The sequence below is a fragment of the Kitasatospora sp. MY 5-36 genome, assembly GCF_001182915.1.
Taxonomy (GTDB): Bacteria; Actinomycetota; Actinomycetes; order Streptomycetales; family Streptomycetaceae; genus Kitasatospora.
This window is the reverse complement of the sequence record NZ_LFVW01000057.1, coordinates 1-26,962: the sequence shown is the minus strand read 5'-3', so window position 1 is coordinate 26,962 and position 26,962 is coordinate 1. Positions and strand designations below refer to the sequence as shown.

At 73.4% G+C, this 26,962-nt stretch carries 23 protein-coding genes and 1 pseudogene; 13 read left to right on the top strand and 11 right to left on the bottom strand.

Features of this window, described 5'->3' with window-relative positions:
* A pseudogene (locus tag AE652_RS05370) lies at window positions 1-701 on the top strand (hypothetical protein); the annotation flags it as partial.
* A 56-nt stretch (window positions 702-757) separates the two neighbouring features.
* Here the strand turns inward: AE652_RS05370 and purU are convergent.
* Window positions 758-1,621 (bottom strand): formyltetrahydrofolate deformylase, encoded by an 864-nt coding sequence (purU, locus tag AE652_RS05365; RefSeq protein WP_181970649.1) that lies wholly within the window; start codon window positions 1,619-1,621, stop codon window positions 758-760.
* A 141-nt stretch (window positions 1,622-1,762) separates the two neighbouring features.
* Window positions 1,763-2,278 carry a hypothetical protein gene (locus tag AE652_RS05360; protein WP_074005503.1) on the bottom strand — a complete coding sequence of 172 codons (516 nt, stop codon included), beginning with the start codon at window positions 2,276-2,278 and terminating at the stop codon, window positions 1,763-1,765.
* Between the two features lie 174 nt (window positions 2,279-2,452).
* Between AE652_RS05360 and AE652_RS05355 the strand changes: the two genes are divergently transcribed.
* On the top strand, window positions 2,453-3,754 hold the full coding sequence (locus AE652_RS05355; RefSeq protein WP_049649970.1) for an ABC transporter substrate-binding protein: 1,302 nt from the start codon (window positions 2,453-2,455) through the stop codon (window positions 3,752-3,754).
* A 91-nt stretch (window positions 3,755-3,845) separates the two neighbouring features.
* Here AE652_RS05355 and AE652_RS05350 read toward each other — a convergent pair whose 3' ends face one another.
* Window positions 3,846-5,078, bottom strand: coding sequence for a hypothetical protein (locus tag AE652_RS05350; RefSeq protein ID WP_049649969.1), 1,233 nt, complete (start codon window positions 5,076-5,078; stop codon window positions 3,846-3,848).
* A 245-nt stretch (window positions 5,079-5,323) separates the two neighbouring features.
* The gene (locus tag AE652_RS05345; RefSeq protein ID WP_049649968.1) at window positions 5,324-6,700 is read right to left on the bottom strand and encodes a hypothetical protein; all 1,377 of its coding nucleotides are present in this window, start codon (window positions 6,698-6,700) and stop codon (window positions 5,324-5,326) included.
* A gap of 306 nt (window positions 6,701-7,006) precedes the next feature.
* On the opposite strand from AE652_RS05345, the gene AE652_RS05340 reads away from it, so the two are divergent.
* Window positions 7,007-7,717 carry a bifunctional DNA primase/polymerase gene (locus AE652_RS05340; protein ID WP_053111970.1) on the top strand — a complete coding sequence of 237 codons (711 nt, stop codon included), beginning with the start codon at window positions 7,007-7,009 and terminating at the stop codon, window positions 7,715-7,717.
* Window positions 7,718-8,225: 508 nt separating this feature from the next.
* Here AE652_RS05340 and AE652_RS05335 read toward each other — a convergent pair.
* Window positions 8,226-8,918 carry a metal-dependent transcriptional regulator gene (locus tag AE652_RS05335; RefSeq protein ID WP_049649967.1) on the bottom strand — a complete coding sequence of 231 codons (693 nt, stop codon included), beginning with the start codon at window positions 8,916-8,918 and terminating at the stop codon, window positions 8,226-8,228.
* Window positions 8,919-9,138: 220 nt separating this feature from the next.
* Between AE652_RS05335 and AE652_RS05330 the strand changes: the two genes are divergently transcribed.
* The 3 genes from AE652_RS05330 (at window position 9,139) to AE652_RS05320 (ending at window position 12,015) form a co-directional block, all read left to right on the top strand.
* On the top strand, window positions 9,139-9,903 hold the full coding sequence (locus AE652_RS05330; protein WP_049649966.1) for a sugar isomerase domain-containing protein: 765 nt from the start codon (window positions 9,139-9,141) through the stop codon (window positions 9,901-9,903).
* Window positions 9,904-10,174: 271 nt separating this feature from the next.
* On the top strand, window positions 10,175-11,092 hold the full coding sequence (locus AE652_RS05325) for a DUF4231 domain-containing protein (protein WP_049649965.1): 918 nt from the start codon (window positions 10,175-10,177) through the stop codon (window positions 11,090-11,092).
* 11 nt (window positions 11,093-11,103) lie between these two features.
* Window positions 11,104-12,015 (top strand): alpha/beta fold hydrolase, encoded by a 912-nt coding sequence (locus AE652_RS05320; protein ID WP_049649964.1) that lies wholly within the window; start codon window positions 11,104-11,106, stop codon window positions 12,013-12,015.
* 7 nt (window positions 12,016-12,022) lie between these two features.
* Here AE652_RS05320 and AE652_RS05315 read toward each other — a convergent pair whose 3' ends face one another.
* From AE652_RS05315 to AE652_RS05305, 3 genes are all read right to left on the bottom strand, one after another.
* Complete coding sequence (locus AE652_RS05315; protein WP_049649963.1) at window positions 12,023-12,991, bottom strand: D-glycerate dehydrogenase; 969 nt, start codon at window positions 12,989-12,991, stop codon at window positions 12,023-12,025.
* A gap of 31 nt (window positions 12,992-13,022) precedes the next feature.
* Window positions 13,023-17,030, bottom strand: coding sequence for an FxSxx-COOH system tetratricopeptide repeat protein (gene fxsT, locus AE652_RS05310; RefSeq protein WP_079272748.1), 4,008 nt, complete (start codon window positions 17,028-17,030; stop codon window positions 13,023-13,025).
* Window positions 17,031-17,103: 73 nt separating this feature from the next.
* Window positions 17,104-18,567, bottom strand: a complete 1,464-nt coding sequence (locus tag AE652_RS05305; RefSeq protein WP_053111969.1) for a TIR-like protein FxsC — start codon at window positions 18,565-18,567, stop codon at window positions 17,104-17,106.
* 198 nt (window positions 18,568-18,765) lie between these two features.
* Here AE652_RS05305 and AE652_RS05300 point away from each other — a divergent pair, with 198 nt between their 5' ends.
* The gene (locus tag AE652_RS05300; protein ID WP_049649962.1) at window positions 18,766-19,176 is read left to right on the top strand and encodes a DUF397 domain-containing protein; all 411 of its coding nucleotides are present in this window, start codon (window positions 18,766-18,768) and stop codon (window positions 19,174-19,176) included.
* A 30-nt stretch (window positions 19,177-19,206) separates the two neighbouring features.
* Here the strand turns inward: AE652_RS05300 and AE652_RS05295 are convergent, their stop codons facing one another.
* Window positions 19,207-19,563, bottom strand: a complete 357-nt coding sequence (locus AE652_RS05295) for a helix-turn-helix domain-containing protein (RefSeq protein ID WP_063780062.1) — start codon at window positions 19,561-19,563, stop codon at window positions 19,207-19,209.
* A 137-nt stretch (window positions 19,564-19,700) separates the two neighbouring features.
* Between AE652_RS05295 and AE652_RS05290 the strand changes: the two genes are divergently transcribed.
* From AE652_RS05290 to AE652_RS05270, 5 genes are all read left to right on the top strand, one after another.
* Window positions 19,701-20,021 carry a hypothetical protein gene (locus AE652_RS05290; protein WP_049649960.1) on the top strand — a complete coding sequence of 107 codons (321 nt, stop codon included), beginning with the start codon at window positions 19,701-19,703 and terminating at the stop codon, window positions 20,019-20,021.
* A 68-nt stretch (window positions 20,022-20,089) separates the two neighbouring features.
* Entirely contained in the window at window positions 20,090-21,301 is a 1,212-nt protein-coding gene (locus AE652_RS05285) for an acyl-CoA dehydrogenase family protein (protein ID WP_053111968.1), read from the top strand.
* Window positions 21,298-22,173 carry a hypothetical protein gene (locus AE652_RS05280; protein WP_049649959.1) on the top strand — a complete coding sequence of 292 codons (876 nt, stop codon included), beginning with the start codon at window positions 21,298-21,300 and terminating at the stop codon, window positions 22,171-22,173. The genes AE652_RS05285 and AE652_RS05280 overlap by 4 nt, the downstream gene beginning before the upstream one ends.
* The gene (locus tag AE652_RS05275) at window positions 22,170-23,168 is read left to right on the top strand and encodes a ThiF family adenylyltransferase (RefSeq protein WP_053111967.1); all 999 of its coding nucleotides are present in this window, start codon (window positions 22,170-22,172) and stop codon (window positions 23,166-23,168) included. Before AE652_RS05280 ends, AE652_RS05275 begins: the two co-directional genes overlap by 4 nt.
* The gene (locus AE652_RS05270; RefSeq protein WP_049649958.1) at window positions 23,165-24,226 is read left to right on the top strand and encodes a TauD/TfdA family dioxygenase; all 1,062 of its coding nucleotides are present in this window, start codon (window positions 23,165-23,167) and stop codon (window positions 24,224-24,226) included. Before AE652_RS05275 ends, AE652_RS05270 begins: the two co-directional genes overlap by 4 nt.
* A gap of 10 nt (window positions 24,227-24,236) precedes the next feature.
* Here AE652_RS05270 and AE652_RS05265 read toward each other — a convergent pair whose 3' ends face one another.
* Window positions 24,237-24,632, bottom strand: a complete 396-nt coding sequence (locus AE652_RS05265; protein WP_159028358.1) for a MarR family winged helix-turn-helix transcriptional regulator — start codon at window positions 24,630-24,632, stop codon at window positions 24,237-24,239.
* A 77-nt stretch (window positions 24,633-24,709) separates the two neighbouring features.
* On the opposite strand from AE652_RS05265, the gene AE652_RS05260 reads away from it, so the two are divergent.
* The gene (locus AE652_RS05260; protein ID WP_049649956.1) at window positions 24,710-26,188 is read left to right on the top strand and encodes an MFS transporter; all 1,479 of its coding nucleotides are present in this window, start codon (window positions 24,710-24,712) and stop codon (window positions 26,186-26,188) included.
* Between the two features lie 89 nt (window positions 26,189-26,277).
* On the opposite strand, the gene AE652_RS05255 is transcribed toward AE652_RS05260, so the two are convergent.
* The coding region (locus AE652_RS05255) for a YafY family protein (protein WP_049649955.1) at window positions 26,278-26,962 on the bottom strand (685 nt) is incomplete at its 5' end.

The window sequence follows — 26,962 nt, the reverse complement described above, 5'->3', positions numbered from 1 at the left end:
CGCGCGTCCCGGCGCAGGGCGGTCCGTACGCCGCGATCACCGCGCGCACCGCCCGGCTGGTCGCCGACCAGCGCGGTCTGGCACCGCAGTCGGTGCGCTCCCGCTGGCGGCGGCAGGCCCACGACCTGGTGCGCGGGGCCGCGCTCCGGCCGCAGGGCAACACCCCGGTCGACTACGGCTTCGCGGTGCTGCCGCTGCGCGACGCCTTCGTGGACCGCGCCTTCGAGTGCTTCGTGCACGGCGAGGACGTGGCCCGGGCGGTCGCCTACCCGTACGACCCGCCGGCGCCGCAGCACCTGCGGCAGATGGTGGAGCTGGTGGTCCGGCTGCTCCCCCGGGCGCTGGCCGGGCTGCGCGCGGCCCGCCCCGAGTTCGCCGGGGTGCCGGCCGCGCCGGTGGGCGGGGTCAAGGCGGCCCGGCGGGTGCGGCTGATGGTCGACGGCCCGGCGGGCGGCGAGTGGCTGGTCCCCCTCGACGGCGACGGCTTCCGCACCGACGGCTCCGACAGCATCGACGGCAGAGCCGGCAGAGACGGCAGAGACGGCACCGAGCCGGTGGCCTCGATGGTGCTGGACGGCCTGGAGCTGTGCCAGCTGGCCGCGGCGCACCGCGACCCGGACCGGCTGCCGGTCGGCACCCACGGCGACCGGGCCGCCGTCCGCGAGGTGCTGCACGCGCTCCCGCTGCTCTCCAGGCCGTAGCGGGCCGTAGCAGGCCCCAGGGGCCCCGGCCCCGGCCCCGGCCCCGGCCCCGCGCCTCAGGCGAAGACGACCGTCCGGGTCCCGTCCAGCAGCACCCGGTGCTCGCTGTGCCACTTCACCGCGCGGGCCAGCGCCTGGCACTCGACGTCCCGGCCGAGCGCGACCAGCTGGTCGGGGCTGACGTCGTGGGTGACCCGGGCGACCTCCTGCTCGATGATCGGGCCCTCGTCCAGGTCGGCGGTGACGTAGTGGGCGGTGGCGCCGATCAGCTTCACGCCGCGCGCGTGCGCCTGGTGGTACGGCTTGGCGCCCTTGAAGCTCGGCAGGAAGGAGTGGTGGATGTTGATCACGCGGCCGGACAGCGCGGTGCACAGCTGGTCGGAGAGCACCTGCATGTAGCGGGCCAGCACGACCAGTTCGACGTTCTCCTCGGCGACCAGGTCGAGCAGCCGCTGCTCGGCCTCGGCCTTGGTGTCCTTGGTGACCGGGATGTGGTGGAACGGGACCCCGTAGCTCTCGGTCAGGTCCTTCAGGTCGGTGTGGTTGGAGACCACCGCGGCGATCTCCACCGGCAGGGCGCCGATCCGGGTGCGGTAGAGCAGGTCGTTCAGGCAGTGCCCGAACTTGCTGACCATGAGCACGATCCGCATCCGCTGCTCGGTCGGGTGGATCTGCCAGTCCATGCCGAAGGAGGCGCCGATCGCGGCGAAGCTGGCCCGCAGCTTGTCGGCGGTGACCGGCTCGGGGGCGGAGAAGTGCACCCGCATGAAGAAGAGCCCGCTGTCGCCGTCCCCGAACTGCTGGCTGTCGATGATGTTGCAGCCGGTCATGAAGAGGTAGCTGGAGACAGCGTGGACGATGCCCTGCTTGTCGGGGCAGGACAGCGTGAGGACGTACTGGGCGCCGGCCGGCTGCTGCACTGGGGGTATCCCGTTCTAGGTCGTGACGTGCGTGGACGGTCCAGCGTGTCACATCCCGGACATGCGCCGTCCCGCTGCCCGTACTGCGGGACGGCTGCTGCCGCGGGGCGGCTGCTACTGCGGGACGGCGGCGCCCGGCGGTCAGACCCGGGTGAGGATGCGCAGCACGTCCAGCGACTTCGGCGGCGCGTCCGGGTCGTCCCCGTCGCCCACGGCCATCGCGACGTGCGCCTCGCGGGCGGCCCGGACGGTCTCCGGCCAGCCGGGGTGGCCGAGGTAGGCCGAGGCCGGCGCGTCCGCACCGACCTCGTGCAGCATCTGCACGGCCCGCAGCACCGCGACGTCCACCAGTGCGGCCTCGGCGGCGTCGCGGAAGATCGTCCCGACGTACTTCTCGGCCGACCAGTGGTCCAGCCAGGTGTCCTCGACCAGCCGGTAGACGGCGTCGGTCACGTCGCCGTACCCCTCCCGGCCGGTCAGCCAGGCCTCGTGCTGGAAACCGGGGTCGGACAGCATGTGCAGCGCCGAGCGCATTCGGGCTCGCCAGCGCCACCAGGGCAGGTCGTTGAGCGGCATGCCGCCCATCGTGCTGGAGCGGTGGCCCGGACGAGAAGGGTTTCGGGTGGACCGATACGAAGAATCTGTGCTGGCGGACATGGTGAACGATCGTACGTTCCCCGTCTGTTCGTGCTCCACTCGCGATCTACACGCGTACCGCCCCGGATTTCGGCGTCCGTTTGCCGTCCGTTCGCACTTCGGCCCTCTCGGCTTGCGGCGCCGGGGCTTGGCTTGCTCCGGTGCGCCGGAGGGCGCCCCAGAGAGGGAAAACCGATGACCAGCCGAAGGGACTCCTTCCAGGCCCGTCCCCCGATCGTGCGACGCCGCCGCCGACGCCCGATCGCAGCCGCCGCCACCGCCGCGGTCCTGCTCCCCACCCTCTTCTCGGCCTCCGCGTGCGGCGGATCGGCCGATGCTTCCACCAGTGGCAGCGACCTGACCGTGATGACCTGGGCCCCGGCGGGCACCGGCTCCGCCGACCGCCCGGGCATGACGGCGCTCGCCTCCGCCATCGGCCAGGACGTCAACACCAAGGGCGGACTGAACGGCCACCGGCTGCGCGTGATCACCTGCAACGAGCACAACACCGTGGACGGTGCCCGCGCCTGCGCCCAGCAGGCGGTGGACGCCAAGGCGGTCGCCGTGATCGGCTCGTACAGCCAGTGGGGCGAGGCGTTCATGCCGGTGCTGGAGCGCGCCGGCATCCCGCTGATCGGCGGCTACGGGCTCTCCCAGCCGGAGTTCGCCAGCCCGCTGTCCTACCCGGTGGACGGCGGCATGCCGGCGCTGATCGCGGGCAACGGCCGCCAGCTGGTGGACGCCGGCTGCAAGTCCGTCGCCCTGGTCCGCCCGGACACCCCGGCCGGCGACAACCTGCTCGGCTACCTGGGCACCGCGCTGCGGCCGGCCGGGATCCGGCTGACGGACGTCAAGGCGCCCGAGCAGTCCTCCGACTACACCCCGGTGGTCCGCAAGGCGATCGGCAAGGACGAGCCGGGCACCTGCGTCACCAGCGCCCTGGCCGCCGAGCCGACCGGCAACCTGCTGGACTCCTACCGGCGGCTGAACCCGAAGAACACCCGGATCGCCTCGATCATCGGCAGCGTCCAGCAGTCGGTGGTGGACTCCACCGGCGGCGACTCCGGCCCGCTCGGCGGCGCCTACGTCACCAGCTGGTACCCGCCGGAGTCGGCGAAGATCTGGGACGGGCTGCGCGCCGTGGTGCGCACCGACACCACCAACGGGCACCCGATCGACGTCTCCGACCCGGGCGTGCAGACCACCTGGGTCGCGTACGAGGTGTTCCGGACGGCGGTGCAGAAGCTGGCGGAGGCCGGCAAGCCGGTCTCCTCGAAGGCCGTCTCCTCGCTGCTGGACGGCGGCGAGGTCATCGACGTCGGGATCACCCCGCCGCTGAACTGGGGCACCACCAACATGCTGCCCAGCAGCGGGTCGCCGCGGCTGGTGAACACCTGGGTCACCTACCAGGTGGTCAGGAACGGCCGGATGACCCTGCAGCAGCCGGGCTTCGTGGACATCCGCTGGACGCTCACCGGAGGCCGTCCGCCGGCCTGACGCACGCCGCCCGGAGCGGAGCGGGGACGGGCCCTCGGGCCCGTCCCCTCCGGTCGTTCAGGGGCCGCCGTCGCTCAGCGGGCGCCGCCGCTCAGAGGTCGCCGTCGTTCCGGTTCGGCAGTCCGCTCTGGGCGGCGATCGTGTTCCAGAGCGTGGCGGCCTGCTTCTTCGCGGTGGTCGCGGTGCCGCTGGCCTGGACGGCGTTCTTGTAGTGCGGGTTGTCCTGCTTCTTCGCGTCGCAGCCGCCCTGGGCGTCCTGCGCCCAGGCCGCGTACTCGTCGTCGGCCTGGGCCGAGGCCGTCCAGGCCGCGTTGAGCTGGTCGACCAGCTGCTGGCCGCCGGGCAGCTTGTCGGTCTTCAGCTGGCCGAGCTTGCTCTGGAGCTCGCGCCGCTTGCCGGCCGCGGCGGTCAGCGCCTGCTGGGACTCGGGCAGCTTGTCGCACTTCTGCACCGAGGCGACCGCGGAGACCACCGAGCTGCGGCTGTCGCTCGCGGTGCCCAGCAGGTCCGACAGCGGCTGCGCCTGGGCCTTGACGTCCGGGTCGACGGCCGCGCCGGAGCCGCTCGCGCTCGCCGTCCCGGGGGCGCCGGTGCCGGTGGTGCCGGCGGTGGCGGCCACCGGGCCGGTCTTCTTGGTGTCGTCCGTGGGCTCGCTGCCGCCGTTCATCAGGACGGCGACCAGGATGCCGGCCGCCGCGCAGCCCGCCACCACACCGCCGATGATCAGCTTGTTGGACGGACGCCCGCCCCGCCCCGAGCCACCGGCCTGGGTCGCGTCGAAGCCCTGGCCGTAGTCCTGCCCCTGCTCCGGGGCGTAGCCCTGGTGGTAGTCCTGCGCCGGGTAGGCCGGCTGCGGCTGCGCGGCCGGCGGGTAGGCCTGGTAGCCGGGCGCGGGCTGCGGCTGCGGGTAGCCGGGCTGGGCCTGCGCCGCCGGGTAGCCGGCCGTCTGCGGGTCGCCGCCGGGGTAGGGCGGCAGGTACTGGGTCTCCGGGGCCGGATCGGGCTGCGGCGCACCGTACCCGGGCTGCGCGGCGCCGTAGCCGGGCTGCGGCGCGCCCCACGGGGCGTTCGGCGCGGGCATCGGCTGGCCCGCCATCGACTGGCCGGGCATCGGCTGCGCGGGCATGGCCTGGGTCGGCAGCGCGTGCGCGCCCTCGCCGAGGTACTCCGGCTGCCCGGAGGGCTGTCCCACCGGCGGCACCGCCGAGTGGGCCTGCGGCGGGCCCGGCTGGCCCGGCTGGCCCTGGGGCTGGCCGGGCTCGGGGCGGAACAGGTCGTCCAGGTTGAAGTCACCGGAGTTCGGGTACGAGCGGCGCTGACTCAACGCGATTCCTCACCTGTGCAGGACCGCGCACTGACGGCGGACCACATCTCGTCGGTTCTTGGGAGCATCACAGTTCCATTGGACGTCGCGCCCACGCTACCGGTTCGCCTCACCGGGTGACCACGTGGGCGGGACATCCGTCACGCTCCCTGCACAGACGATCCGCGGCGGCCCCGGGCTCAGGGCCTGTCTTCTGGATCCTCGCCGGGTCCGCCAGGATCCAGGAGACAGGCCCTGGGCCGCCGCTAAGCCGCCTCGGCGTCGGCCCGGGCGTGGAACTCCCGGACCACCCGCTGCTCCCGGTAGGGCTCCAGGCGGCGCCGGAACTCGTCCAGGTACTCCACGCCCCGGTTGGAGCGCAGCCCGCTCAGCAGCCGGACCGCCTGGGTGCCCGTCTCGCAGGCGCGTTCCAGGTCCCGCTGCTGGAGCTGGGCGGTGGCCAGCAGGACGAGGTCCACCGCGCGGCGCCGGACCCGGGTCGGCGGGTGCAGGTCGAGCGCCCGCCGGGCGTAGTGCTCGGCCGGGCCGGCCTGCTCCAGGTCCCGGTGGCAGTGGGCGAGCTCGTCCGCGAGGTAGGCGTCGTCGAAGTGGGCGATCCAGTCCGGGTCGTCCTCCGGGCGGCGCTTCTCCATCGCCTCCAGCGCCCTGGCCGACACCGTCTCGCAGGAGCGGGCGTCGCCGAGCAGGGCGTGGCCGCGGGCCTCGGCGGCGTAGAACATCGCCATCGCCGTCGGGGTGGCCACCGAGCGGGCGCCTTCCTGGGCGGCGCGGGCGAGTTGGGCGATCTCGCGCGGGTTGCCGAGGGTGGCGGCCAGGTGGCTCATCGAGGCGGCCAGCACGTAGCCGCCGTAGCCGCGGTCGTCGGCGGCCTGGGCCAGCCGCAGCGCCTGGATGTAGTAGCGCTGGGCGAGCCCGGGCTGTCCGGTGTCCACCGCCATGTAGCCGGCCAGTTCGGTCAACCTGGCCACGGCGGCGAAGAGTTGGCGCCCGGTCTCCTCCCGGTAGGCGCCGCCGAGCAGGCCGGAGACCACCGAGTTGAGGTAGTGCACCACCACCGGGCGCACGTGGCCGCTGCCGAAGCGGTGGTCCAGGTCGACCAGCATCGCGGTGGTCGCCTTGATCGCGGCCACGTCGGTCGGACCGACCCGGGGGCCGCCGGCCCGCGCCACCACCGGGTCCGGCGGGGTGATCAGCCAGTCCCGGCTGGGCTCCACCAGCGCGGACGCGGCGACCGTCGCGCCGGTCAGGAAGTCCCGCCGGCCGACGTCACTGCGCCACAGCTCGCACACCTGCTCCAGGGCGGCGCCGATGGTCGGCGCGAACTGGAGCCCGATGCCGGAGCTCAGGTTCTTGCCGTCCGCCATGCCGATCTCCTCGACCGACACGCTGCGGCCGAGCTTGCGGCCGAGGGCCTCGGCGATCACGGCCGGCGCCTGCCCGCGCGGCTGCTGCCCGCGCAGCCAGCGGGCGACGGAGGTCTTGTCGTACCGAAGGTCCAGCCCGTGCTCGGCGCCGCAGAGGTTGACCCTGCGGGCCAGGCCGGCATTGGAACAGCTGGCCTCCTGGATCAGTTGCTGCAGACGCTCGTTGGGCTGTCGTGCGACGAGTGGTCTCGCGGCCATTGGGCTTCGCCTCCCCACACCCTCCGGTCCCGGCCGGCGGGCGACGATTCTGCTGATCTGTTGCCGACTGTCCGACCGTCCAAGGAATCTGACACCAGGTTAGCGATCAGCAACGCCAGCGGGATACCCACGGTGACGAACCGCACCCCCCTTGCGCCCTGGTAAATGCTCCTGTGCGCCCCCGCTGCGCCTGCCCTCGGGCCCTTCAACTCGGTCGACTAACCGGAACGGGTGACATTGCCGCGATGCACCCAACCGGGCGGCTCCGGGCCGTAACCAGCCTCACGCACGGTAGTTGAGCACCCCGTGGAAGACATCCCCGACGCGGACCGGAACGAGAAGGCCGCTCCGCCCCCCTTACTCATCGAAGCCGTCGGCTACGCCGAGACCCGCCACTGGGAGGTCGCCCCGGGCGCCTGGCTGGTCGACGACGGCGACGGCGGCGTCCGCTGCTCCTGCGGCGACCGGCGCTGCACGCTGCCGGGCGCCCACCCGCTGGACCCGGACTGGGCGCGGCAGGCGAGCGCCGGCCCCGGCGCGGTGCGGAGCTGGTGGACCGAGCGGTCGCAGGCGTCGATCCTGCTGCCCACCGGGCGCTCGTTCGACGTCCTGGACGTCCCGGAGACGGCCGGCTGCCTGGCGCTCGCCCGGATGGAGCGGATGGACCTCCAGCTCGGACCGGTGGCGGTCCAGCCCGCCGCGCCCGGGCGGATCGGACGGCGGCTGCACTTCCTGGTGCTGCCCGGGGTCGCGGCCAGGCTCCCGGAGATGCTCCGCCGGCTCGGCTGGCCGCCCGGCCGGCTGGACCTGGTCGCCCGCGGCGAGGGGGACTGGACGGTCGCCCCGCCGTCCCGGATCGGCTCCCTCGGGTACGCCCAGTGGGCCCGCTCCCCCACCGCGCTCAACCGCTGGCTGCCGGACGCCGCGGAACTGATCAGCCCGCTCGCGTACGCCTGCGGCCGCGAGGCGCCCTCGGTCCGCACCGCCGGGGCCGCCCAGCCCGCGCCGGTGGGCTGAGCCCGGGCCGCTCCCCCGACCCGCTCCGTCCGAGCCGCCACCTCCGACCCACTCCGTCCGACCCACTCCGTCCGACCCGCGCCACCCGGCCTGCTCCGTTCGGCCCCGGGCGTGTCGGACGCCCCCGAGACCAGCCGCCCTCTGCCGATCGGGTGAGGGCGCGCTCCGCGCGACACCACGCGCGCGAGTGACGGGCCTTGTCCCCCACCGGGGACGGGGCCCGTCATACGCATGTCCGGATAAGGCCTCCGTGTACCCGCTGGTCAACCGGCAAAGCCCCTCGTACGAGTGACAGCACTCAAGGATTGCCATGATCGGCCGAGGGGAGGAATTGCGATGTGTGGGGACGCCGGCAGGGGCGCTCGGACGGGGAAGCCGGGCGGCGGCGACGGAGGGGAAGCGGGAGGGAACAGGAGGGGACGGAGGGGATGGGGAGGACGAAGGGGCCCGCTGCACGGGGAGCAGCGGGCCCCTTCGCCGTACCGGAGTACCCCGGCGCCGTACGGGCTCAGGCCTGGGCGACGAAGACGTGCTGGGCGATGTCCTTGCCCAGCTCCGCCGCGTTGTCCCCGGTGCCGACCAGCACGCCGCCGACGCCGGCGCTCACCTTGACCGTGGAGCCCGGCCGGACGCCGGCCCGGCGCAGGGTGCTCATCAGCGCGCTGTCCGTCTGGATCGGCTCGCCGATCCGGCGGACCACCACGTCGGCCCCGGCCTCGCCCGGCTTGACGGTGTCCAGCGGGACGAGCCCGGCGTCGAAGCCCTCGCCCTCGGCCTTGGTGTCGCCCAGCTCGTCCAGGCCCGGGATCGGGTTGCCGTACGGGGACTGGGTGGGGTGGCCGAGCATGGCGAGCACCTTGCGCTCGACCGTCTCGCTCATCACGTGCTCCCAGCGGCAGGCCTCCTCGTGCACCTGCTCCCACTCCAGGCCGATCACGTCGACGAGCAGGCACTCGGCGATGCGGTGCTTGCGCATGACGCGCACCGCCAGCCGGCGGCCCTCCTCGGTCAGCTCCAGGTGGCGGTCCCCGGCGACCTGGAGCAGCCCGTCGCGCTCCATCCGGCCGACCGTCTGGCTGACCGTGGGACCGCTCTGTTCCAGGCGCTCGGCGATGCGGGCGCGCATCGGGACGATGCCCTCCTCCTCCAGCTCCAGGATGGTGCGAAGGTACATCTCAGTGGTGTCGATCAGCCCAGACATCGCCGCTGGCTCCGTTCTTCGGTGTCCTCACCGCCAATTCTGACGTACCGGACCGACAACCGGGTCCGCCCCGGGGCTCCGGGGACCCGTTTTGTTCCTGTTGACAACGATGCCGCCGGGGCGCGACCGTGCTCGCCGAAGCTTTCTCCACCGGCGGTCTGGACCACCCGGACCACCCCACCCGGCCGGATCCCCCACCGGCAGAGAGCGAAGGCAGCAGATGAACGACCTGGTCGGCCGGTACTTCGACGCGGCGATCTCCCACCTCCAGCGGGTCCGCGAGGAGGAGGCCGACACCATCGAGGCTGCCGCCGCGCTGCTGGCGGAGGCGATGACCGAAGGTCGCCGGGTGTTCACCTTCGGTGCCGGGCACTCCGCGCTGCCGGCCCAGGACGTGGTCTACCGGGCCGGCGGGCTGGTCCCGGTGAACCTGCTGAACGTGCCCGGGATGGCCGGGGTGACGGTGATGCCCGCGCCGCTGTCCAGCGCGCTGGAGCGGGTCTCCGGGCTGGCCACCGCCACCCTGGACCTGACCCCGGCGACCGCCGGGGACCTGCTGTTCGTGATCTCGCTCTCCGGCCGCCAGGTGATGCCGGTCGAGCTGGCCCGGTACGCCCGGGACCGCGGCCTCAAGGTCGTCGGTGTGACCTCGCTCGCGTACCCGCGGGAGGTGCCCTCGGCGCACCCGACTGGCACCTACCTGAAGGACCACTGCGACGTGGTGCTGGACAGCAAGATCGCGGTCGGCGACGGCGAGCTGACCCACCCCGGCGCCGAGACCACCTTCGGCCCGGTCTCCACCATCGTGACCAGCGCGCTGATGCAGGCCGTGGTCGCCTCGGCGGTCGGCCGGCTGGCCGACCGGGCGGCCGCCGGGGAGTGCCCCGCGCCGCCGCTGTTCCGCTCCGGCAACGTCCCGGGCGGCACCGAGTGGAACGCGAAGCAGATGGCCGAGAACGCCGAGCGGGTCTTCTACACCTACTGAGCCGCACTCCCGCCCGGGTGAACCCGCCGGTCCGCACCGGCAGGTCGCCCGCGCACACCCGTCGGCCGCCGCACGCCCCCACCGCCTCCCGCACGCTGGGTGCCGGACCGAACACGGGGAGTACCGGACAACCACCGGGTCTTCCCGGCCACATCCGGCCGCCCCGGCCGTCACCAGGCGTACCGGCGAGCCGCCCGGGGCAGGAGAGCGGTGCGACCGGAGCGACTGGTGGGGGCCGAACATGGCGTCTGTTGCGGGACGGACCGGGTGGGTGCGTGAGCGGGACCTGCTGCCCGAGTTCTTCTGGGCCGCCGACGCGGCCTCACTGCGCGGGCAGCGGCGCTCGGTGCTGCTCTCCGCCTGGGAGCTGGTCCTGCTGGTGGTCGCCGCGGCGACCGGCTCCGCCGACGGCGAGCCCTGGGCCTGGCCGGCGGCGGCGGCCTACCTCGGCGCGATCGCGCTGGCCGTGGTGATCAGCCGGCAGAACCCGCAGGGCCTCTGGTACGAGGGCCGGGCGGCCGCCGAGTCGGTGAAGACGCTGGCCTGGAAGTACGCCGTCCGGGCCGACGCCTACCAGCCCCCGCCGCGCCCCCTGCCGGACGCCGAGGGGCTGTACCGCTTCCAGCTCGCCCGGGTGCTCGGCGCGTTCCGGGAGACCCCGGTGGGCGTCCCGGACGCCGGGGTGGAGATCACCCCGGCGATGCGCGACCTGCGCGGGCAGCCGCTGGCGGTGCGCCGCGAGGTGTACCTGGCCGAGCGGATCCGGCTGCAGCACGACTGGTACCGCGCCAAGGCCCGCTACTGCGCCCGCGCCGGGCACTGGGCCGGGGTGCTGGGCGTGCTGCTGCCCGCGCTGGGCCTGGTGCTCGCCGTCCTGCGGGCGCTCGGCGCGTTCGGCTACGACGCGCTGGGCACGGTGTCGGCGGTGGCCGCCTCGGTCGCCGCCTGGGCGCAGCTGCGCCAGTACCGGCCGCTGGCCGCCGCGTACGCCCTGGCCGCCGAGGAGCTGGCGCAGGTCCAGCGCCAACTCGCCCAGCTGGACCTGGAGTCGATGGAGGCCGAGGAGGTCTGGGCCCGCCTGGCCCGGGACGCCGAGGACGCGATCTCCCGCGAGCACACCACCTGGCAGGCGCGCCGGGAGGTGCGCACCACCACCGACCGGGAGCACGCAACCGACCCGGAGCACTGAGGAGGCCGCAGGTGTCGTTACGGACGGTCAAGACGGCGGACGACCGCGCCCTCGCCGTGGAGTCCCTCGGCGACCCGCGCGGCCGTCCGGTCTTCCTGCTGCACGGCATGCCCGGCAGCCGGGTCGGCCCGCACCCGCGCAGCACCGTGCTGTACCGGCTGGGCGTACGGCTCATCTCGTACGACCGGCCCGGCTACGGCGACTCGACCCGGCTGTTCGGCCGCCGGGTGAGCGCGGCGGCCGCGGACGTGCGGACCATCGCGGACGAGTTCGGGCTGGAGAACTTCGCGGTGCTCGGCCGCTCCGGCGGCGGCCCGCACGCGCTGGCCTGCGCGGCGCTGCTGCCGGAGCGGGTCAGCCGGGCGGCGGTGCTGGTCGGCCTGGCCCCGCGCAACGCGACCGGTCTGGACTGGTACGCGGGGATGACCCCGTCCAACGTCCGCGCCTACAAGGAGGCCGAGCGCGGGCACGGCCGGATCGCCGACGCGATGGAGTTCCGCTCCCGGCAGATCAAGGACGACCCGGTCCGGCTGCTGAACGGGCTGCGCACCGAACTCTCCGCCGCCGACCGGGAGGTGGTGGCCGACAGCGGGCTGCGGCGGATGCTCCAGAGCAACTACCGGGAGGCGTTCCGGCACGGCGCGGACGGCTGGATCGACGACGTGCTGGCCTTCACCGCCGACTGGGGGTTCGAGGTCGGGTCGGTCCGGGTGCCGACCTGGCTCTGGCACGGCGCGGACGACCAGTTCTCGCCGGTCGACCACTCCCGCTGGCTGGCCGACCACATCCCGGACGCCGAGCTGTTCCTGGAGCCCGGCGCCGCGCACTTCGGGGCGTTCCGGGTGATGACCACCGCGCTGGCCTGGGCGGCCGGCTGGGGTGCCCCGGGGGGTTCGGACCTCCACCGGCGTCCGGGGCGCTGAACCGCCGTCAGGAGCGCTGGACCACCGGCGTCAGCGGCGCCGAACCGCCGAGCACCGCCAGCACGTTGTCCACCGCAAGGCCGCCCATCGCCTGCCGGGTGCGGACGGTGGCGCTGCCCAGGTGCGGGGCGAGCACGGCGCGCTCCTGGGCGAGCAGCGCGGACGGGACGGCCGGCTCGCGCTCGAAGTTGTCCACGGCGGCGGCGAACAGCGCGCCGGACTCCAGCGCGGCGGCCAGCGCCTCCTCGTCCACCACGCCCGCGGTCATGCTGACCACCACCGCGCCGCGCGGCAGCAGGGCGAGCCGGCGGGCGTCCAGCAGGTGCCGGGTGTCGGCGGTGAACGGGCAGGTGACGACCAGCACGGTGGAGGTGGCGAGCAGTTCCTCCAGCGGCTTCCAGTCGGCGCCCCCGGCCTGCTCGGGCGGCAGTTCGCGGCGGTTGTGGTAGCCGACCGGCATGTCGAAGGCGCGGGCCCGGCGGGCCACCGCCTGCCCGATCCGGCCCATGCCGAGCACGCCCAGCGGGGTGCCGGCCAGCTCCATGCCGAGCAGGAAGTTCGGCGCCCAGGTCCAGGGCGCGCCGGAGCGCAGCAGCCGCTCGCCCTCGCCGAGCCGGCGGGTGGCGGCCAGCAGCAGCGCCCAGGCCATGTCGGCGGTGGCGGTGGTGAGCACGCCGGGGGTGTTGGTGACCAGCACCCCGCGGTCGGCGCAGGCGGCCACATCCACGTTGTGGTAGCCGACGGCGTGGTTGGCGACGACCGCCAGCCCCGGGCCGGCCGCGTCGAGGAACTCGGCGTCCACCCGGTCGTCCAGGGTGGTGATCACGGCCCGCCGGCCGCGGACGGCGTCCAGCAGGGCGGCCCGGTCCATCGCCAGGTCGGAGTCGTGGCAGGTGACGGCGTGGTGCGCGGTGAGCCGTTCGATGACGCCGGGGGCGAGGCGCCGGGTGACCAGGACCGGGGGCGGGGTGCTCATGGTCCGGCAGCGTACCCCGCCCCCTGCCCGGTCAGACCGGCTGCGGCTCCAGGTCCCGGTTGATCCGCTTCCAGCCGCGCGCGGCGACCGTGTTGGGGTGCTCCTCGCCGAACTGCCGGATCAGCTCGGAGATCGCCCGGGCCCGCAGTTCGGCCGCCTGGGTGTGCCGCCCGCCCGACCGCAGGGTGATCGCCAGGTTGGCCTCGCAGGCCACCGCGTCCGGGTGCTGGGCGCTGTAGCGGTCGCAGAGCCCCTGGTACGCGGCCCGGCCGAGCCGTTCGGCGCGGTCCAGCTGCCCGTCGTCGCCGTAGGCGTTGGCCAGGTTGATCATCGCGTTGAGGGTGTACGGGTGCTCGGGCCCGACCGAGCGGGTCAGCCCCTCGAAGGTGATCCGGCCGCGCTCGATGGCGCCCGGGACGTCGCCGCTGCCCCGCAGGTAGATGCCGAGGTTGTTGGCGCAGGCCAGGGTGAACGGGTGCTCGTCGCCGAACAGCCGCCGGTGGCCCTCGAAGACGGTGGAGCAGAGGTCGCGGGCGGCCTCCTTGTCGCCGGAGGCACTGTGGTCGGCGGCCAGGTTGAGCGCGCAGGCGAGCGCGTCGGGGGCGTCGGCGCCGTAGCGCTCCAGGTAGCGCTCGTAGGTCTCCTTGGTGATCCGGCGGGCCTCGGCGAGCTGGCCGATCCGGCGCAGCGAGACGGCCAGCGACTTGGCGTTGCGCAGGTTCTCCGGCAGGTCCGGGTCGAGCACGTCGCCGAGGTCGGAGGTGACCTCCTGGAGCAGGTCCACCGAGCCGCGGTAGTCGCCGAGTTCGCGCAGGTCGCGGGCCAGGTTGGACTTGGTGGACAGGGTGTAGGGGTGCTTGGGGCCGAGGACGGCGGTGCGCCGGTCGAGGGTCTCCTGGTCGAGCTCGCGGGCCGCCTCGCTGTCGCCGACCAGCCGGTAGTCGATCGCCAGGTTGTTCGCCATGGAGAGCGTGCGCGGGTTGTCGTCGCCGAACAACTCGCGGAACTGGTCGAGGATTTCGCGGTCGAGGTCGAGGGCGGCCTGGAACCGGCCGAGCGCCCTGCGGTCGGCGCCGAGCGAGCCGGCCGTCATCAGGGTGTACGGGTGGTGCTCGCCGAGCAGGGCCCGCTGGCGCTCCAGGGTGTCCTCGTCCAGGGCCAGCGCCTCGCCGTAGTTCCCCTGGGAGCGCAGCACGTTGGCGAGCTGGAAGCGCAGCAGCAGGGTCTGCCGGTCGTCCTCGCCGAGCTTGCCGGTCCACTCCACGTCCAGGGCGTGGCCGAGGTCGCGGGCGCGGTCGAGCTCGCCGCGCTTCCACAGGTAGCGGACCCGGTCGATGAGCAGCTGGCGGGTGTCCGCCTCGTCGCAGTTGTGCGCCTTGGACGGCGACAGGTGCGGCCAGATCTCGTCGAAGGCGGGCCAGTTGGCCGGGTCGTCGGTGTCGCCGAGGACGGGCCGGGCGCCGGTGAGGATGCGGTGCACCTCGTGGACGGCGACCTCCTGCTCGTCGGCGGTCATCCCGGCCCGGATCACCGCCTGGACGAGCCGGTGCACCTGGAAGCTGTTGCTGCCGGCGTCGACCTTGGCCAGCGCGTACCGGCCGATCGCCTGGATCACCTTGCCCAGCATGAACTTGTCGCTGAGGTCGGCGTCGAACCGCACCAGCGCCCGGATCATCTGGTCGCTGTAGAAGAGGTTCATCGAGATCGGCTCGGGCGCGAAGAAGGCGCAGAGCTGGAGCAGCCGGACGGCCGCCGGGGACTGCTGGCGCAGCCGTCCGATCGACACGTTCCAGGTCGCGGCGACCGGGGTCGGGTAGTCGGCCGGGCGGCCGACGGCCAGCGCGCGGGCGGCCTCGGCGTGCAGCTGGGAGACATAGGTCTCCACCGGGGTGCCGGTGGTGTCCAGCCAGGCGGCGGCCACCTCGACGGCCAGCGGCAGGTCGCCGACCGCCTCGGCGACCCGGTCGGCGTCCGGGCGGGAGAGGCTGCGGGCGCGCCGGCACAGGTGCTCGACGCTCTCCCCGCGGGTGAAGACGTCGACCTCCAGCGCCTCGGCGTGCCCGGTCCAGGCCTGGTTCCGGGAGGTGACCAGGATGTGGCCGGAGCCGCCGGGGAAGAAGCGGCGGATCTCGGCGGGCTCGTCGGCGTTGTCGAAGATCAGCAGCCAGCGCGAGGTGGGCACACCGCGCCGCAGCGCCTCCCGGGCCGCCTCGGCCGCCTCGGTGACCGAGTCGCCGACCCGCAGGCCGAGCCGGCGGGCGAGTTCGGCGAGCGCCGGGGCGACCAGCTCGATCTGCTCGGCGTCGATCCACCAGACCAGGTCGTAGTCGGACATGAAGCGGTGGGCGTACTCCAGGGCCACCTGGGTCTTGCCGACGCCGCCGAGCCCGTACAGGGTCTGCGGGGTGGGCAGCACGGCCGCCATGCCGCCGCGCAGCTGGTTGCGCAGCTGCTCCAGGACGGCGGCGCGGCCGGTGAAGGAGGGGTTGCGCGGCGGGACGTCCCACACCGAGGGCTTGCTGCCGGGAAAGCGCGGGCCGCCGCTGGGCGCTTCGTCGAGCGGGGAGTCGCCGCGGCCGAGCGCGCGCAGCAGGCTCTGGATCGACTGGGTCTCGTCGCGGCCGACCAGGTCGACCGGGTTGCGGTTGCTGAACGGCGCGGTGAGCCGGACGTCGCCGACCCGGACCGGCAGCAGCTGGCGCCGGGTGCCGGAGGGGTCGGAGCTGACCACCGACTCCCACAGCGCCCGCGCCTGCGGGGAGCGCTGGTAGGCGGGCGAGAGCACGGCGACCGTCCGGTACGCGGAGTCGATGCCGCGCTCGGTCTCCTCGCGCGGGTCGGTGCCGGCGCTGAGGTCGCGCGGCAGCACCCGGAAGCCGGCCCTGGTCAGGACGGACTCGATCCAGTCCGCCCACATCCGGTCCTCGGGGACGTAGGACAGGTAGAGGTCGGCGGGCACGGACGGGCGGCGGCGGGTGAACGCGTCCACGTAGCGCAGCCGCACCTCCTCGTCCATCGGCGGCAGGCCGGCCGCCCGGCCCTCGGTGATCATGGAGGTGAGCCGCTCGCAGGCGGCCAGCATCGAGGTGGGCGTGCCGGTCTGGTCGCCGAAGGTCGCGAGGATCTCCTCGTAGGCGTAGAACGGCCGGTACGGGATCTCCACCGAGCCCCAGTACTGGGCGAGTTCCTCGCCCTCGAAGCCGGTCGGCAGCCCGTCGAAGCGGACCCGGGCGAGGGCGCGGCCGGCGTCCGCCTTCTCCTTCTCGCCCTCGTCGATGCGCATCGGGACGGGCAGGATGCGGATGCCGCGCTCCCGGTAGCGGTCGTGGATGTGCTGGGCGATCCGGGAGGCGCCGTCGATGGACTGGTCGCTGAGGGTGAAGCAGACCACCAGGTCGTCGGGCATCTGGACGGTGCAGATCTCGGCGATGTCGGACAGGCCGGTGCGGGAGTCGATCAGCACGTAGTCGTAGCGCTTGGCCATGTCGGCCTTGAGGGCGTCGAAGAACTGCCCGCCGTCGAAGCGGTCGTAGAAGATGTCCCAGTCGAGGTGGGTGACGGCCTCGGAGTAGTCGCGGTTGAACTGGCCCGCGGAGAGGAAGTCCAGGCTGCCGCCGGCCGGGAAGTGCGGCCAGATGAGCGAGAGCGCGTGCGGGTGCACCCGGGCGAAGTCCAGGTGCCAGCCCTCGGCGTGCTCGACCGGGCGCAGCGCCTCCTCCCGGTACTCGGCGATCAGGTCCATCATGCCGGTGGTGCCGGCCAGCGAGGCCTGGTCGAGGAACGGGTGGAAGAACTTGGCGAGGCCGGGCGCCTCCAGGTCCCAGTCCACGGTGAGCACCCGGAACCCGTTGGCGGCCAGGATCCAGGCGGTGTTGGCGAGCGCCATGGTGCGGCCGGTGCCGCCCTTGTACGAGTAGAAGGTGATGATCCGGCCGTTGCGGTCCTGCTCCGCCGCCTGCCGCCCGGCCTCCCGCTGGGCGGCCAGGTCGGCGGCGGTGAGGCCGCCGAGGCGCAGGTTCCTCGTGACGTTGTCGCTCATGCGGCCACCTCGCTGCGCTCGGCGGTCGCTTCGCGAGACACGCACCCTCCGATGATTCGTTCGCTTCGCTCACTCATTGCGGTCCTCGTCCTCCCAAGGGCGCCATCCCGTCATCGGGTTCATCGCCGTCGTCGCGGTACGGTGCGTGCTCGCGGTGCGGGTCGTTGCCGTTGTTCCGACTCCGGTGCTGGGTGCGGCCGTTGCCGTTGCTTCTGCTGTCGGCGGGATCGTCCACCTGGTCGTCCCCGAAGGGGTCCGCCGGGGCTCCGTCCGACCCGTACCCGCCCCCTGGGCGCCGGAACGCGTCCCGCAGGCTCGGCCGCGGTGGCGGCGGTTCCTCCGGTTCTGCCCGAGTGCGGCCCTCGAAGGCGTACTTGGCCTTCATCGCCGCCCGGGGCAGCGCGTCGTCGAAGTCCTCCAGCGTGTGCAGCCCGGTCGGGCCGGTCGCGCCGAGGAAGCTCGGCCGGCTCGCGCGCCGGGTGATGCGCAGCGCATCGTCGCTCAAGTCGCCGAGTTCGTCGGAGCGTTCGGCGCACTCGGGGTCGTCGCCGTTGAACGGCTCCAGGATGCTCACCCAGGTGGCGTCCGAGCGGTCGAAGCGCCGGACCAGTTCGCGCCGGCGCGGGTCGCGCAGCGCCCAGCGGTCGAGCAGCAGCAGGCCGGGAGCCTCGGCGTTGCCGTCGATGATCGACTCGACCTCGTCGTCGAACTCGTGCACGGTCGGCTGGAACCCCAACTGCCGTGCGAGACGGGCCGCGTGCTGGGCGATCGGCGAGCCGACCGGCCGGTACGGGTGCCAGTCGGTGCGCCGCTCGCCGTAGTAGTCCGGGCTGCGGTCGGCGGGCAACTCGTTCTGGTGGTAGGAGAGTACGGAGATCCGCAGCTGCTTGGTCGGGGCGGTGACATTGAAGGCGCTCGGGAGGGTGTTGAACTCCAGCCGCCGCCCGACCGGGATCACCGTCTCCTCGGCGACCTGGACGATCCGGGCCGCCAGCCGGTGCACGGCCAGCTCGTAGGAGGAGCGGAAGTAGCTGAGCTTCATCAGCGCGTAGAGCCCCTCGGTGGCGTACTCGGGCCCGAAGCTCGTGTGGTTGAACTGGAGTTCACTGGCCACGTTCGGCAGCCGGTAGCGGCTCATCGGCGCCCACAGCACCGGCACGATGCCGCTGGTGCGCTCGGAGTCGAGGTTCGCCGGGTAGACCGGCCGACGGGTGAAGGCGTGCCACTCCTGGCCGCACGGGACGCTGTTGAAGTACCTCGGGGAGTACAGGGGTACGAAGACCCGGCACGTCGCCAACTCGTCGGACAGCCGTTCGGCCCACAACTCGCCCTGGTGCATGGACTCGTCCATGAAGCCGACCGCGACCCCGTCCGGGACGGTGGTGAGCTGCAGCACCGCCTCGCAGAGATCCCGGTACAACTGCCTGACCCAGTGGTTCGGGTCGCTCGCGCCCCGCGCACCGGCCTTGGGGGTGTGCGCGTAGGAGAGGAAGAAGTACGGCCGGGCGTCGTCCTCGTCCCAGCCCCGGTCAGTCACACGCGCCTCCCCCGGGCCCGTCGGCAAACCTGCCTCCCGCAGCCCCCGTGCGGCGGGGCTTCAGTGTAGGAACGACTGACACCCCAATGGAATAGCACAACGTCTCGCACGAATTGACATGACCGAAACGATGCCGCCACCCGTGCACAGGGAGCAGTACCCTCGTTCCGGCCGCCACGCACCACCAGGAGGGCATCCGTGGACCACCTCGTCTGGCAGAGGTCCAGCACCAGCAGCGACAAGGATGACTGGATCGAGATCGCCTCCGCGGGCGACCACGTCTACATCCGGCAGTCCAACGACCCCACCCTCGTCGTCACCACCACCCGCATCAAGTTCAACGCCTGGGTCCGCGGCGCCAAGGCCGGCGAGTTCGACCACTTCGTCGCCGACCCCGCCGGGCCCCTGAGGCGGGAACGGGAAAGCCGGACAATTCAGCGCCTTTCCCGATTTCTCCCGCGAGCTTCCGCACCGCCGCGGACCCGGCCGGTTCCGCGGTGCGGAATGGGCCGGGCCCGCGGTCGACCGGCTATTCGCCGGGCCGCGCGTGCGAAGAAATCATTTCCACAATGTTTCGGCCGGTTGCACCGCACCGGAACGACGCCCTGATCCCATACGATCGCGCGTCCGGCGCCCCGGTCAGCCGACGGCGGCCAGTTCGAGGTCGGCGTACGCCTGGCGCGCCCGCTCGATGTCCTCGCCGTACAGTTCCGACCAGGCGACGATGCCCTCGACCAGTCGCAACAGGCTCTCCCCCATGGGCGTGAGCTCGTACATCACGGCCGGCGGACGGCTCCCGACGACCCGGCGCCCGATGAAGCCGTCCCGCTCCAGGCGGACCAGCGTCTCGGACAGCACCTTGCCCGAAACGCCCTCCATGCCGGATTTCAGATCGCAGAATCGTCGCGCACCGGCGGAAATCTGCTGACAGGCGAGCATCGTCCACCGCTCGCCAATGCGGTCCATTACCAGACGCGCAAGACAGTCACCATTCATTTCGGTCTCCCCCCGTGGACCGGCTGTTACTTCGGGGTAACCATAACTCCCCGGGGTGCGGTCGTCACGGTGAAGTGGATCACGGTCCTGATCTATAACTGGGGACCTCCTCGATCACCACTTCCCAGGGGTTCCCCATGACCATTTCGCCCGAGAAGACCGTCACGGCCCTCGCCGCGGCCGCCCAGGCCGCGCCCGAGTGGGCCGCCGCGGGGGCCACCGTCCGCTTCGTCCTCAGCGACCCCGACACCGAGGTGACCCTCGACCCGCAGGGCCGGACCACCGACGCCGCTCCGACCCACGTGCTGCGGATCAGCTGGGCCGACCTGCTGGACATCACCTCCGGCCGACGCACCTTCATGCGCTCCGTCACCGGCCGCCGGCTGTCCTCGCACGGCCCGGTGATGCAGACCTTCGCTTTCGGCCAGGCCCTGGCGGCCTTCGGCCTCGGCCGCTGAGCACCCGGAGTCCGGAATCCCGGACTCCGAGCCCTCCGGACGTCCACCACCCCAGACAAGGAGCACCCATGTCCACCCTCCACTCCCCCGCCGACCACCCGCTGCTCGCCGCCCACGAGGCGGACGCCCTGCGCACCGTGGTCGCGTTCGCCAAGGACCAGGTGGCCCCCGGCGCCGCCGAGCGCGACGCCGTCGAGAAGGGCCAGGTGGACTGGGACACCGTCCGCGCCGGTCACCAGGTCGGCCTGCTGCGGATGGCGATCCCCCGGGAGCTGGGCGGCCTCGGGCTGAGCCAGATCGCCGTCTCGCTCGTCCTGGAGGAGCTGGCCGCCGCCGACCCCGGCATGGCCGTGGTCTTCGGCGCGACCGGCCTGTTCCAGACCCCGATCCTGATCTCCGGCGACACCCGCCTCCAGGAGCGCTACCTGCCGAAGTTCCTCGGCCCCGACCCGGTCCTGGCGTGCAACGCCGTGGCCGAGGAGCGCAACGGCACCGACCTGGTGCTCCCGCAGAACGCGCCGCACGCCCAGGAGATGACCAGCGCGAGGCGTTCCGGCGGCGGGTTCCTGCTGAACGGCACCAAGCGGTACATCACCAACGCCCCGGTGGCGACGTACGCGACGGTCATGGCCAACCTGGAGGGCGAGCCCGGATCGACCGGCCTGACCTGCTTCGTCACGGACCTGGAGCAGGACGGCGTCACCCGCGGCGAGATCCACGACAAGGTCGGCTACCGGACCGCGCCGGCGGGCGAGCTGGTCTTCACCGACGCCCGGGTCCCCGAGGAGAACGTCCTCAACGGCCTGGCCGGCGGGTGGGACCTCAACGTGGCGATCGGCAACGTGACCCGGGTGACCTGCGCGGCACTGGCCACCGGCATCGCCCGGCACGCCCTGGAGCGGGCCGTCGCCTGGAGCGGCAGCCGCCGGCAGGGCGGCCGGCTGCTGTACGAGCACCAGATGTCCGCGCGCAAGCTCGCCGACATGGCCGCGCGCGTCTCCGCCTCCCGGGCCCTGTACCTGGACGCCGCGGTGAAGGCCGACAACGTCATCCCGACCCCCGCGTACGAGCCGGCCGTCGCCAAGCTGGTCGCCGACCGCGCCGCCATCGACAACGCCGACGCCGCCATGGCCCTGATCGGCGCCCAGGCCTTCCAGCGCGGGGACGGCATGGACCGGGTCCTGCGGGACGCCTACGGGCCGCGGATCTACGAGGGCTCCCCCGAGGCGCTCGCGCTCGTGATCACCGGTGAGCTGTTCTCCGTCCCGGAGATCCGATGACCACCGCCCTCGCCGACCGCCACCGCGACGACCTCCTGCGCGACGGCGCCGACATCACCCTGCCGGGCCTGGAGGAGTCGCTCACCGGGGACCCGCTCTTCCACGCGGTGAGTCCCGAGGGGCTGCTGGTCCTGACCGTCGCCGGCGCGCGGCTGCCGGCCGCCGCGCTGGAACAGGTCTACCGCTTCCGCCTGGTGCAGTACCTCCAGCGCGGGTGGGTCGACGCGGCCGCGGTGGCCGCCCGCGGTCTGCGCGCCGAACCGTACGACGAGTTCGCGCTGCGGGACTTCCACACCCTCGTCGTGGAACGGTCCACCGGGCGCCTGCGCGGCTACGGAACCCTGGCCGCGGCCCGCGACCACGCCGACACCCCGCTCGGCGACCCCGGCCACCGGCCGTTCGTCGTCGAGCGGGACTACGCCCTCCCGCTGGCCGAGCACCTCGGCCCGCGGACCCCCTCGCACCTGGTGCGGGAGGGCAAGCGCCTGGTCCGCGACTACGCGATGCCCCGCTCGCAGGCCGCGGTCAGCGTCCCCTGGTGGGTCTACCTGGCCTGGGCGGCCGGCTGCCTGGAGGTGCTGGACAGCGACCCGGCCGCCGCGATCGTGGGCGACGGCAAGCTCGAAGGGGCCGTCAACCAGCTGCGCCTGCTGGGCTTCGCGGTGCGGACGCTGGATGTCGCACCCGTCCCGCCCGACCCCACCGACCTCTTCGCCCCCATGTGGGACCAGCAGGAGCGCTCGTACCCCTTCGTCCTCACGGACGACGGGGCGCTGCGGCCGACGCTGGAACACCTGCGGACCGTGCTCGGCTCCGGCCGGGAGGGCTCGGTGCGCTCCCGACTCGTCGACTTCCTGGAGGCCCGGTCATGACCGCGATCGACGTGGAGACCCCCGAACAGGCCCGTGAGCTGGACGAGGCGCAGTTCTACGCGTGCCTGACCCAGCGCAACCAGGGACTGATCCCGGACGAACTCCAGGAACGGATCGGCCGGACGCGCCTGCTGATCGCCGGCTGCGGCTCCATCGGCGGGGCCACCGTCCAGCCGCTCGGACGGATGGGGTACCGGCACTTCGTCCTGGCCGACGTGGGCACGTACGAGCTCAACAACCTGAACCGGCAGAACGCCACGGTGGACGACCTGGGCCGGAACAAGGCCTCCGTCGGCGTCGATCTGCTGCGCGGGATCAACCCACACGTCGACGCCCGGGTCGTCCCGGACGGCATCACCGCGGCCAACGTCCGGGCGCTGGTGGAGCAGGCGGACGTGATCGTCGACGGTGTCGACGTCACCACCCCCTCGGGCCTCGCGGCCAAGATCCGCCTGCACCAGGAAGCCTGCCGCCAGCGCAAGCCGCTGGTGACGGCCTGGGACATGGCGGGGATGCTCGCCGCCCAGTGCTTCGACTACCGGGTGGTCCGGGAGATCTTCGACGGCCAGATCGCCCCGGGCGACGAGGAGCGTCTGGACACCTGGGAGGTGGTCTTCCGGATCGCGCCCCGGGCGCACATCCCCGGCGAGATGTACCGGGAGCTGCGCCGCGGCCTGGCCCGGCCGGACTACAGCGTTCCCCAACTCACGGAGGCGGCGACCCAGTTCGGCGCGCTCGCGGTGCACATGGTCAACGTCCTGGTCTCCGGGCGGCCCCTGCCCCGCACCGTCGCGGTGGACGTCCACCACGTCGCGATGACCAGGGGCCGGCGCCTCGTCGACCGCCTCCACCGCCACCTGGAGCGGGCCCGTTTCCTCGCCTGGCTGCCGCCGGAGCAGGCCTGGAACGGCTTCGCCCCCGCACCGGTCTACCGGGCCCGCCGCCAGTGGGCCCTGCGCGCGGCCGGCCCGTCGAGAGAGAGGACAGCACCATGACCAGTGACTTCACCTACACCGACATCCGCAGCGCCGGCATCCGGCTGACCGCAGAGGAGTCGGAGCAGATCGCCCGGGCCGCGCTGGCCGTCGCCCTCGACTTCCGCGGGCACTCGCTGCACGACGCCGGTCTGCTGCACGCGGTCGAGCTGGCGGCCGCCGCGCTGCCGGCCCCGGTCCGGCGGGCGCTCATCGCGTTCCGCGACCGCAGCAACGCCGGCGGCTGCCTCCTGCTCACCGGCCTGCCGGTCGGAACGCTGCCCGCCACCCCGGACCGGCCGGAGTCGGAGCCGACCTGGTCGGAGGTCCCGGTGGCGACGATCAGCCAGCTCATGGTCATGTCGATGCTCGGCCGCTCCATCTCCTACAGCGACGAGAAGGACGGCCGGCTGGTCCAGGACGTCTGCCCGAAGCGCGGCGCCGAGCAGCGCCAGGAGAACAGCGGCTCCGTCCTGCTGGAGCTCCACACGGAGGACGGCTTCCACCCCAACCCGCCGCACTTCCTCAGCCTGGTCTGCCTGCGCGCGGACCACGACCAGGTCGCCGCCACCGTCAGCGGCGGGATCGGCGACGCCCTGCCGCTGCTGGACGCCGAGACGGTGGCGGCCCTGCGGCGGCCGGAGTTCCGGACCAGGTTCAGCTCCTCCTTCGTCCCGGACGCCTCGGTGGGGGTGCTGACCGCGCCCATGCCGGTCCTCTCCGGCGAGGAGGACTGCCCGGACCTCATGGTGGACTTCCACGCCACCGTCGCGACCACGCCGCGGGCGCGGACCGCGCTGGAGCGGCTGGAGGAGGCCGTGCGCCGCACGCTCAAGGGGCTGGTGCTCCGGCCGGGCGACCTGATCATCCTGGACAACCGCCGTGCGGTGCACGGGCGCACCGACTTCACCCCGCGCTACGACGGGAACGACCGCTGGCTGCGGCGCTCCTTCGTGGTCACCGACCTGCGGCCGCTCAACGGCCACCTCGGCCAGGGCGGTCAGGGCCGCAGCCACCGGCCGGTGACCCCGGTGGCGGCCGGCGCCGAGCGCGTGCTGGTGGGCACGGCCGGCGTCTGACGCCCCGGGCTCAGGCCATCCACCCCCGGGCGTCGGCGTTCTCGTCGGTGATCCGCTTCAGTTCCCCGTCGACGGTCGCGGCCGCCCGCCGGAAGACCTCCCGCCCCGCTTCGGTGAGTCGGATCTGGTAGCCGCGGCCGTCGCCCGGGGAGGGCCTGCGGTCCACGTACTCCGCGTCGACCATCTGCGTCAGCATCCGGGAGACCTGGGGCTGGCTGCGCGAGGTGCGGGTACTGACCTCTCCCGGGCGGACCCAGTCCCCCTCCGCCCACAGCACCTCCATGATCTCGTACGCGGTCACGCAGAGGTCGAACTCGTCGGACAGGGTGTGCTCGATCCTCTGGTTCATCTGCGCGCAGACGCGCACCAGGGACAGCCACCGATCGGCAAGAGGAGTGTTCGCCACGCTCCGCAGTCTAGATCCGACCCCCCTTCCATGTCGATTCATGCGCATGTATCTTGTTGCCCCGGAAAGGAGAACCGATGACTGAGGCAATCTCACTCGTGGACGCCAAGCAGGAGAACGACCGAGGAACCGAGCAGGGGCAGGAGCGGCAACCCGCCAAGACCTCCTGGATGCCGATGGCCGCCGTCGGCGTCGCCCAGCTGATGGTCATGCTGGACTCGACGGTCGTGAACGTGGCGCTGCCCTCGATCGGCTCCGAGCTCCCCGCCGACCAGACCGCCCTCCAGTGGACGATCAGCGCCTACATCCTCATGTACGGCAGCCTGCTGCTGTTCGGCGGCCGCGTCGCCGACGTCGTCGGACGGCGCCGGTCCTTCCTGGCCGGCCTGACCACCTTCGCCGTCGCGTCCGTCCTGTGCGGCCTCGCCGGCAACCAGGAACTGCTGATCGCCGGCCGCGTGCTCCAGGGCCTGGGAGCCGCGGTGCTCTCCGCCGCCGCCCTGTCGATCGTGGTGACGGTGTACCAGAACGAGGACCAGCGCAAGGCCGCCCTCGCCACCTGGAGCGGCCTCGGCGTGATCGGGGCCATCCTCGGCGCCGTCCTCGGCGGGCTCGTCGTCTCGGCCGTCAGCTGGCGCTGGGCCTTCCTGATCAACATCCCGATCAGCCTCGCCTCCGGGATCATCGGCCTGCGCAGCCTGCCGGCCATGCGCGCCGACGGCCGCCGCCCGCTGCGCCTGCCCACCGCCTTCTTCGCCACCGCCGGCCTGGCCTGCCTGTCCTTCGGCCTGATCCGGCTGCACGACGGCATGACCTCCGTCACCGCGTGGGCCAGCATGGGCCTGTCCGTGCTCCTGCTCGCCGGCGTCGCCCGGGCCGAACTGGGCAAGTCCGACCCGCTGCTCCCGCTGCACCTCCTGCGCATCCCCACCTACTGGCTCAGCAGCCTCGGGCTGCTGCTCGCCGCGATCGTGATGATGGGCAGCTCCTACCTGGCCAGCAACTACTTCCAGGGCGCGCACGACATGAGCGCCTTCGCCACCGGCCTCTCCATGCTCCCCATGGGCCTGGCCGCGCTGGTCTTCGCCTCCGTCGTGCCCAACCTCATCGGCGCCGTCGGCCCGGGCCTGACCTACCTGATCGGCGCACTCACCCAGATCGCCGGCGCCGCCGTCCTGGTCACCGGACCGTCCAGCACCGTCGTCGCCATCGTCGCGCTGACCGTCATCGGGGCCGGCCTGCCCACCTGCTTCGTCCCGCTGTACGGGGTCGGCACCTCCCACGTGCTCCCCGAGGAGTCCGGCGTCGGCTCCGGCCTGCTGAACACCTTCAACGAGAGCGGCGCCGCCCTCGGCATCGCGGTGATCGGCACCATCCTGGCCACCTCCACCGACGGCGAGCTGGCCTCCGGCGCCACCGCCCCGGACGCCATGACCACCGGCGTCGGCAACGGCTTCCTCGCCGTCGTGATCTGCGCGGCCCTCGCCGCCTGCATCGCCCTGGGCCTGCACCGGCTGACCCGTGCCGCCGGGCAGCCCGCGCCCACGGAGTCCTGAAACCACCCCCTCCCCGGGCCGAACCGGCCCCCCGGAACCGCCCGACCGGCCCCCCGCCGGTCGGGCGTTCCGCTGTCCGGGCCCGGGGGTCACCCCCCGTAGCGGGCGGCCAGGGTCCGGACCGTTGCGGCGATGCGGGCGCGGAGTTCGGCCGGTTCCAGGACCTCGACGTCGGCGCCCAGCCGCAGGAACTCCCCGTGCGCGTGGTCCAGCGACTCGATCGGCACCCGGGCCTCCGTCCAGCCCCCGTCCGCGGCGGCGACCCCGAGGCGCCGGGCGCCCTCCGGGGTGAGCCGGACCAGCGCCTCCCCGGTGTGCAGCCGGGCCCGGAAGTCGGCGAGGTAGTCCGCCCAGTACGCGCCCAGGCCGAAGCCGTCCGGCACCGCGAACTCCTCGTCCAGCTCGCGCAGTTCGACGACCTGGTCGACCCGGTACGTGCGCATCCCGGTCGGCCCGGCGGCGACCAGGTACCAGCGCCCCGCCTTGAGCACCAGCCCGTACGGCTCCACCCGCCGCTCGATCTCCTCCGGCGCCCGCCAGCGCCGGTACCGCAGCACCACCGCCCGGCGCTCCCACACCGCGGCGGCCACGGCGGCCAGGTGCGGGGTCTCGTCCGCCGCGCCGTACCAGCCGGGCGCGTCGAGCAGGAAGCGCTCCTGGATCCGCCCGGCGTGCTCGCGCAGCTCGGCCGGCAGGGCCGCCCGCAGCTTGAGCTGGGCGGCGGCGAGCGCCTCGCCGAGGCCCAACTGGGCTGCGGCGCCCGGGAGTGCGGCG